This is a genomic window from Bacillus sp. FSL K6-1218, assembly GCF_038006445.1.
In the GTDB taxonomy this organism is placed as follows: Bacteria; Bacillota; Bacilli; order Bacillales; family Bacillaceae_G; genus Bacillus_A; species Bacillus_A thuringiensis_S.
In genome coordinates this window covers 1-8,285 of the sequence record NZ_JBBOVE010000008.1, presented here as the reverse complement: position 1 = coordinate 8,285, position 8,285 = coordinate 1, and the positions used below count along the sequence as shown (strand labels likewise).

Sequence of the window (8,285 nt, the reverse complement as noted above, 5' to 3'; positions counted from 1 at the left end):
CAAAAATTTTCTTGCATTCTTTTTTTTTTTTTTTTTTGTTTTTTTACCTTTTTTTAGGTGTCACTTTTTTTTGACACTGGTGTCGCTTTTTTTTGACACCCTACTTTCTATAAAACCTTGATATTACTGACTTTCTTTACTTTGCCCTTCTCACTCTTATATATAGGGCTAAAAGTTCCGCAAGGAACGGGTTGTATTTTTGAGAAGATCACTCAAAAATCTCCACCCTCAATATCAAAAAAGTCGGTTCGTTAGTCCTCACCTAAAGGCTATCGCCTTTTTTTTTTGATATTGTCCTTGCAAAACTTTTTTCGGCGGGTTTTTAGTTTTCGCCAAGCCGAACAGACCAAAAACGGGGTTAAGTTGCTCGACTTGGATCAGCAATTATACCCGCCGAACCGCTAGTTCTATCGATTTAAATAATAAGTTTATTCTATATTCAGTTACGTTAAGTTCTTGGGGTCTAGCCCCCAACCCCCCAGCCAGCACTCACACCCAAAAACAGGGAGAATAGCATGATAAAACATTTTTACACCTTAGAATCACGTTATTATAAAGAAATTTGGTAGTCTTTAATTAGCCTTTAACTTAACCTCAAACTTAAGGGAGATGTATAGATGAACATTGGTAGACAAATACAATATTTTCGTAAACGGGATAATATGTCCCAAGAGAAGTTAGCAGAAAAAATTCATGTTTCCAGACAATCTATTTCTAACTGGGAAAATGAAAGGAACTATCCAGATATTCATAATTTACTAATGATGAGTATTCTCTTTAATGTCTCCCTGGATGATTTAGTTAAAGGAGATGTAAAGATCATGAAAGAAGAACTTCAAAAATCAACTTTCTTTAAGTGGAGTTACATCATGTTAGCATTAATGATTATACTTCCTATTTCTATTGCACCTGTATTTTACTTTTTTGGTTATTATGGTCTTATAATACCTGTGGTACTTACGATTTTGCTTATGTTTTCATTACAACAAGTTGAAAACATAAAAAAAGAGCACAATTTAAAGACTTATCGTCAAATAATTGATTTTATAGAGGGAAAACCTGTAAGTGAAGTAAAGCCTAATATAAAAGACAAATTATTAAAAATAGGTTTGATACTTGCAAGTGCTTTAATTAGTTATAGTTTGATTTATTTAGGATTGAGTGTATTTGGAAGATAACTTAGAAAACTATTAAAAGTCCTCCGGATTGTTTAACTGGAGGACTTTTGTGTTTACATAATGATCGAAAACGGAAGTAATTCTGCTTGTATTTCTTGAAAGTACTTGTGTTGTGGTTTGTTATATATTATTCTTCCCACCACTCATTTTCAATTGCATTTTCAATTTTCTCTAATAAGTGTTTGTAAAAATTGTCCGCTGCTGGATAGATACCTTTTTCATGGGCACTCCAGTTTACAACAGGACATTCATTGTTCATCATTTTTTCCGTATCTAAACAATAGGAATACTCATCGCAATGCTCAATAATAATATATCCTTTCGGAATGTTGAAGGTCTTAAATCTGTCATGATAATGCAAAATATCGTTGCAATCATTCACATATAGACCATTACCTCCGCCTCCATATTCCTTTAGAAACCATCGGTAACTGTCTGGAAGCGTTACGTTAAGTTTCTCTTCAACTTCTTGAATGGCTTCTTCTTTCTCTTTATAGAAATATTTCCTTTGATTATTGAATTCAAGCAATTCTCTAATTTTACTGCGATACAACTCCATTTATGTTCCCTTCCTTTTCTTTATCTCAACAACAACTCCCTCTGTTTGGAGGGTCAATCTTTATTTTGTTTTTCTAACAGTTGAATAACCCTATCTAACTTTTGCTCAACTGATTCTTGCTTTTTGTGATTGCTGGTATGCCGAATTATACGTATAATCCCTCCAAATAGTGCACCAATAATTATTGCAATAATGATGCAAGAAATAGTGGTTTCTAAAGGCATTATTTAGCCCTCCTTTTTCCTTATTGTACCATTTAGAAGAACTAATATGTTTTGTGATTTGATTTGTATATTGTATACAAGTTAAGTTAACATAACGTCCTATTATCGGTAGCAAATACTTTGCTAGAATCCTTGTATTTATAAGGATTCTTCTTTTTTTGTCTGTTTATTTGGTATACAGGATTTTATACATTGTTGATATAGCGAGGATTCTAGGGATCCCCGCTATTCTTTTTTTGCATAAAATTTTGTATATAGAAAAAAGATTTTGATGTTATTATCGAGAAGTAATACATATCGGTGGTAAAATCGGAATGTATTTCGAAATTAAATTGTTTTTAAAATCGGTTGTTATATCGGTTGTAAGTGCATTCCGATTTTGATTGGAATGTTGATTTAATCGTGTTTTTTAAGTAAAAAACGTATTCCGTTTTGGGGGAGGAATGAAAATTGGAACTAAAATCGGAAATGCATACACCGAAAATTGTTGCGGATTTTTTAGGGATCACACCCGATTTACTAAAGGTATGGTCAAATGAATTTAATATACAAACGGAGCGAAGTCAGGGGGGGCATCGCAGATACTCGAAGGAAAATATAGAAGAATTAAAAGCAATAAAAGAAAAAATACAGGTACAAAAATGGTCTTATGATCAAGTTAGGGCATGGAGAAACGGAGAAATTGATTCGTTTGTTTCAAAAGAAGAAAAATCAGAATTAGAAAAGAAATTGAATGAAGTATTAGAAAATCAGCAGTTACAAAATCAATTTAATCAAGCACTCGTTCAAAAATTGCAAGAAATTACGAATGAATTGGTTACGACAAAAGAGTATTTAGTGAATACGGAGAAAAAGTTAACTGAAGTAGAAAGTAAAAACAGTGAGTTAGAAATTTTTATAGAGAAGAAGCTAGAGAAGCGAGATCAGTTATTGCTTGAAAATATTAGAGATATACAAAAACAAAAAAGGAAAGGTTTTTTAGGTTGGTTTAAAGGTTAAATGTAGAATACACTTTATGTAAAATTTTTAATGTTTTAAAATATAAAATGGAAGTTATTGCGTAAATGTAATAAGGGGATGCAATATAAATTAATTTAAAAGCATCTCCTTATTATATTTATGTGTTTTTGGAATTTTATTTAATATTTTGTGTTTATACTGGAAAATATTCTATTCTTTTAGTTGCTGCATCTTTGTTTAGTAATATTATTTCGTGATTTCCAGTACTATGTTCAAAACTTGGAAATCCACCAGCAAACCCGTTTCTTTCTGCGTACATTTGTGCTCTTGTCATTAGATTTTCATCAGTTTCTGATCCAATTATGCCTAATTCTGAATCAGATACCCATCTTCTTTCTCCTGCATTTTTGAATAATCTAGTGGCTCCAAAAAGATTTCCTGATGCTGATACATGAAAATTAGGAAATCCACTTAAATATCTTGGGTTTTCTTTTAAGTTTCTATCTGTATTTCTAATATGTTGAGCAAAATTAGCAGGTGAAGGTAAATTTCTTACATCTTCTTTTACTCCATATTGTGGATTGATTAATATAATTTCATAGATTGAACGTGCTGGGTCTCTTCTGAAGGTTGGGAAGCCTCCTGCAAAATTATTTATTGCAGCGTAATCAGCGATTCTTCTGAAAAGATCAGAGTAAGGTACATCAATATTTCTTATTTCCTCCCAGTTTGTATTATGGATGTAAGGATCTTGATTATATATGGGATGTGTGTGCTCTTGATAGTAAGAAGGAGAAGAATATGATGGATTTTGCATATTGTCTCTAATATTGGGGTATTGTGAATTATAATAAGGATTATAAGAATAATAATTTGGATTATCGGTTTGATGATAAAACATGTTTTATCACTCCTTTTTAGTGTTTTGGATAATAAGAAGAGAACAAAGAAGGATTTAATATACAAAATATTTCTATTCTATAAGGGGATTTGTGTATCAGCAATTATCTTTGTTATATAAGCCCTAATAAAAAATTAAGCCATACAAGTTTTGAGGGATTATTAGAATATTGTAGTTAAGTGAATAGTGGAATTCAAAGTTGTAAGACGTGTATTAAATTGTTTTTAAGGAGTTAAATTCATTGTAAAATTATCTGCAGTGGCTGTGAATAATCTTAAACCTAAATTTCTACTGTCAGTACCTCCAGGGATGGTCCAGCATCTATTAAATGCTGTACGTGGAAGGTCAGTAAATCTATCACCTGCCCATATACGAGTAGGTCCATCATTTTCAGCATAGTAGAGAAACATTTTATTATTAGCTGATCCATTCCATACAAGTACTGTATTATTGGGTGTTATAGTCCACCAACCTCTTTTTCTCCATTGGATATTCCCTTCAGATTGACAATCAACATCAGAATAAGCTATAGCCACATATATTTTTTCATTAGTTTGATTATGAAAAGAGAGTCCCATAAATATTCCTCCTTAATATTAATTGATTTTATTGATATTGTATTTTTTTCTAATGTTTTAGATATTTGTCTTTATATAAATTGGGTGAATCTTTCTGTATAGAGATTTTTTTTAGTTAAAAAAAGGATTAAACAAAACAATGCCATATAGAATTTTTATATGGCATTGTTTTGTTTTTTGATTTTTAATTTCTTTATTTATAGCGTTTTGAATGTATACTTTTATTATATAAATTGAGAGTATCAAGGTATTTGGTGTTGAGATAATGTTTTAGGGTTTCTGAAAGTAAACTAATAATAAAAAGTTTACATTGGAACTTTTTATTATTAATTGTATAAAATATCGTGAAATTAAAAGTGTATTAAGGTGAAAAAATGGTATTTTTTTAAATAAAAAGCCTAGTAAAAACTAGGCTTTTTATTTAACTTGTTTATGTTTTATATAGGTTAGCACCAACAAGACGCGAATTTCATATGCTAAGAAGTTAGTAAAACATTTATTAAAGAGTTTTACATATTAACACTTTTTTAAATCCAACGTATAATGCAATGAGCATTCACAATATAGCCTTGGCTGTTCTTAAAGTAAACTTCTATTCAAAAGCTTATATTCGAACTGATTATAAAAATGAATATACAATAATGGGAACTTTGAAGATGGTATGACATGAAAATAGTATTTTTCTCATATGCAAAAAACCTAGCAATTGCTAGGTTTTTTGTTTTTATATAATGCTATTGAAAGTAAGTCTTTATTCAAAAATTTATAAAGGATTTTATTAAATTATTGGAAAATAATTAAAATGGCCCTAGATATCAAATACTATTGTTAAAATATTATAACTGAAATGCGATAATTAAGATCATTAGGCCAATCAATTTTTCCTCGTATACCTACTGTGCCGTCATCATATGGAACAACGTTATAAATCTGCATATTAGCAGATCCTAGTTTTGGTTTTACTTGACCATCACTAATACTAACTTCGGTAATTGATGCTACCACTATGCTTGTGGAGTTAACACCTGGTAGGTTCAATGCTCTTTCAAATAGACCATGACCGACTAAATTATAATAGTATGCGCGACCTTGACGATTTTCACCTGTGTTATAAAAATCAGGTTGTATAATTGATTCGGCTGCTCTTGAAATTGTTTCAAATGATGGTTGTTGATAAGGAGAAATTTGCTGCGATTGATTTGAAAAATGTTGATTTGTGGGATAAGGAGTATACCAATTCATAAAAACACTTCCTTTATTTACCTATTTTTTGTCATTAAATTAATTTTATGTAAAACTCTCCTTCATGCATCCGCTAATGTTCCTAATATATAAGCCTTATATTAAATTTTTAAAAATTGTATGTGTTGGTCAATCAAAACGGACCTAGCAAAGCGAAGGGAGTATTTGACTTGACCAACTGAACTACACCCGAACCCTCTTGGCATTGAACAAACAATCGTTTGTTCCTGCTAACCGGCGAGGGAGCCCCTCAAGGATTGAGGGGTTGGGGAGTTCGATGGATGGGGGCTGGGGAAGAGTTCCCCAGTGGGTTTGGGCAAAGCCCAAGGTTTTATTTTTGCCACGTGAAATGTGGCTCGGCAAAGCCGAAAAGCGTCGCAGACCCCTATCGATTTTGATGCGAAAGCGTCAAAATACGTATAGGGTTACGTCAATTGACACAATTTCGTCGCTTTGCTAGACTAATTGTATCAATTGATCTAGAGAAAGTGGTGGCACTTTATGTTGTTTTCTATCTCATTTAATCAATCTCACCAAAGTTCATTAAGCCATAATAACAGAGAAAACATTCATGGGAATCCTGGCATAGATCCATCCAGGTTAGAAGAGAATATCTATTTTGTTCAAAAGGACATCCGAAGTGTATACAAGGATGTCTTTCAAGAAGCAGTAAATAAGTATAACGAGAAACAAAAACGTAATGATCGCAAAATTAAGGATTATTATGACAAGATAAAAAAAGATACAAAGACACATGAACAACGAGAATTGGTTGTAGCGGTTGGAGAGGGTAAAGATGACCCAAAGTATAGGGAAGCTAAAAAAGAAGCGTTAAAACAGTATGCGGAGGCGTTTCAAGGGCGAAATCCAAATCTAGCAGTCTATAACATGGTATTACATGATGATGAAGCAAATCCGCATTTACATATTAACTATGTACCGAACTTCGAAAGTAGTCGAGGATTAACGAGGCGTGTCGGAATGGATAGAGCCTTGCAACAACAAGGTGTACAAGGAAAAGGAACGGAGCTAATTGCGAATTGGAGACAATTAGAAACGGCTTATATTGAATCTTTAGCTAAAGAACAAATTCCAAATTTTGAACGTGCTAATGTGGGTTCACATAAATATATGAAAGTCCGTCAATACAAGGAATATGCTGAAGCTGTTTCTAACATAGAGAATCAAATTACGGAGATAAGCAAGAGATTACCGGATAGCAAGATTACGCTAAAGCCCAAAAAGAAAGAGATCAAGACGGAGGTAAAGCCAAAATTAATTGGTAAACCTGAAATCATTGAAAAAGAAACAGGTAATTATGTTTTTTCACCAAAGCAACTCGAAAAAGTAGAAGAATTGATAACTGCAGCAGTCACTGTAAAAAAAGATTATGAGCGTTTGCAAAATACGGATTTGGTAAAAGAAAATAGGGAATTGAATCGTCAAGTCAATAGTTTGTATGATTCTTTAAAAGAATCTCAAAAGATAAATTTAGATTTGAAAGAGGAAAATAAAAAGTTACATACTGAAATAGGCTCATTAAAAGCTCATATAAAGGATTTGAAGGAGAATATAAGAGTTTTGTATCAACAGACGAAAAAAGCTTTTAAAGAGAAATTTAAGGTATTTAGAGGGATTATTAAAAATGAATTGGATAGCAAGGGAATAGATAATCAATTTGAACGTGAGCATAAGAAAGAAATGAGCAGACATGGAGATTTTGATAGGGAAAGATAAGAGTGATAATGATGAAAGTATTGAGTTGTATGAGTTTGAAAAAGAAAAAGAGGATTGAATGTTGTGCTTTTGTAAGAGATGGAAAGCTTTAACAAGGTGTTTCATGTTATTATAAAGAAAGACATACAAACGAGAAAAACCGCCCATGCTTTGGTCGGCAGGCGGTTTTTCATAATAAGGTTGGGATCAACCAATATATATTCTATATACATTCTAACATATAAAAGTTGATTCCTTCCACTAAGGGAGAGAATTATTTTATGACAAAAGTTGTAGATTTTGGACAAGCTGAAAAAAAAGCGAAAATAAGAGATAGCAAGATTGATAGTATTTATGACCAATTGCAAACTGGTGGTTATTCGGAAGAAGAAAGAGCTATGCTTTTACAGATGTTAAGTAAAATGTCTGGTGGGGAAGAATATTTCATAGGTAAAAAGAAAAAGCCTACAGATCGGGTGAGATTTGTGCAAATTATAATGGATAATATAGATTATTTGATTGAAATAGGTTATTTAAGCAGTAAGGAAGAAGCTTTTTTATTCAAATTAACTTCATCTGTAGAATTTAAAACCAATGTTCTTGTAGAACGTGAGACAAATAATCCAGCATCACCTACATATTTAGCTGAAAAGTTTAAAATGACTCGTCAAAGTATTTCTAGTGTTATGAATGGTTTATTAAAAAAAGGAGTATTAGCAGTTGCACAATCAGGTGTTACAACTGAAGATGGACGAGTTTGTACTAGTCGTACATGGTTTGTAAACCCAAATGTTATGTGTTGCTCTCCTAAAGATGGAATAGACAAAGCAACTCAACATATCTTTAGGGATTCATTAAGAAATTTTAAAGTTGAAGATCAAGGAAAGAAAAAACATAAATTACCCATTTATTTATTTTAAAAGAATG

The 8,285-nt window shown here is 31.8% G+C and carries 9 protein-coding genes; 4 read left to right on the top strand and 5 right to left on the bottom strand.

Features of this window, described 5'->3' with window-relative positions; translation table 11 throughout:
* Window positions 1–617: 617 nt before the first annotated feature.
* The gene (locus tag MHI26_RS31495) at window positions 618–1,178 is read left to right on the top strand and encodes a helix-turn-helix domain-containing protein (protein WP_061668070.1); all 561 of its coding nucleotides are present in this window, start codon (window positions 618–620) and stop codon (window positions 1,176–1,178) included.
* 127 nt (window positions 1,179–1,305) lie between these two features.
* Here the strand turns inward: MHI26_RS31495 and MHI26_RS31490 are convergent, their stop codons facing one another.
* Together MHI26_RS31490 and MHI26_RS31485 are read right to left on the bottom strand one after the other, a co-directional pair.
* Window positions 1,306–1,737: an SMI1/KNR4 family protein gene (locus MHI26_RS31490; RefSeq protein ID WP_061668069.1), complete on the bottom strand. Its 432-nt coding sequence runs from the start codon at window positions 1,735–1,737 to the stop codon at window positions 1,306–1,308.
* Between the two features lie 53 nt (window positions 1,738–1,790).
* Window positions 1,791–1,961: a DUF4083 family protein gene (locus tag MHI26_RS31485; RefSeq protein WP_147801826.1), complete on the bottom strand. Its 171-nt coding sequence runs from the start codon at window positions 1,959–1,961 to the stop codon at window positions 1,791–1,793.
* Between the two features lie 450 nt (window positions 1,962–2,411).
* Between MHI26_RS31485 and MHI26_RS31480 the strand changes: the two genes are divergently transcribed.
* The gene (locus MHI26_RS31480; protein ID WP_061668068.1) at window positions 2,412–2,960 is read left to right on the top strand and encodes a MerR family transcriptional regulator; all 549 of its coding nucleotides are present in this window, start codon (window positions 2,412–2,414) and stop codon (window positions 2,958–2,960) included.
* Window positions 2,961–3,114: 154 nt separating this feature from the next.
* Here MHI26_RS31480 and MHI26_RS31475 read toward each other — a convergent pair whose 3' ends face one another.
* From MHI26_RS31475 to MHI26_RS31465, 3 genes are all read right to left on the bottom strand, one after another.
* A complete protein-coding gene (locus MHI26_RS31475) occupies window positions 3,115–3,822 on the bottom strand; it encodes a hypothetical protein (RefSeq protein WP_061668067.1) in 708 nt (235 codons plus the stop codon).
* A gap of 224 nt (window positions 3,823–4,046) precedes the next feature.
* Window positions 4,047–4,400, bottom strand: coding sequence for a DUF1036 domain-containing protein (locus tag MHI26_RS31470; RefSeq protein ID WP_061668066.1), 354 nt, complete (start codon window positions 4,398–4,400; stop codon window positions 4,047–4,049).
* Between the two features lie 828 nt (window positions 4,401–5,228).
* Window positions 5,229–5,642, bottom strand: coding sequence for a hypothetical protein (locus MHI26_RS31465; protein ID WP_340809367.1), 414 nt, complete (start codon window positions 5,640–5,642; stop codon window positions 5,229–5,231).
* A gap of 501 nt (window positions 5,643–6,143) precedes the next feature.
* Between MHI26_RS31465 and MHI26_RS31460 the strand changes: the two genes are divergently transcribed.
* Entirely contained in the window at window positions 6,144–7,379 is a 1,236-nt protein-coding gene (locus tag MHI26_RS31460; RefSeq protein ID WP_061668064.1) for a plasmid recombination protein, read from the top strand.
* A gap of 260 nt (window positions 7,380–7,639) precedes the next feature.
* Window positions 7,640–8,278, top strand: a complete 639-nt coding sequence (locus tag MHI26_RS31455) for a MarR family transcriptional regulator (protein ID WP_000170177.1) — start codon at window positions 7,640–7,642, stop codon at window positions 8,276–8,278.
* Window positions 8,279–8,285 lie beyond the last annotated feature (7 nt).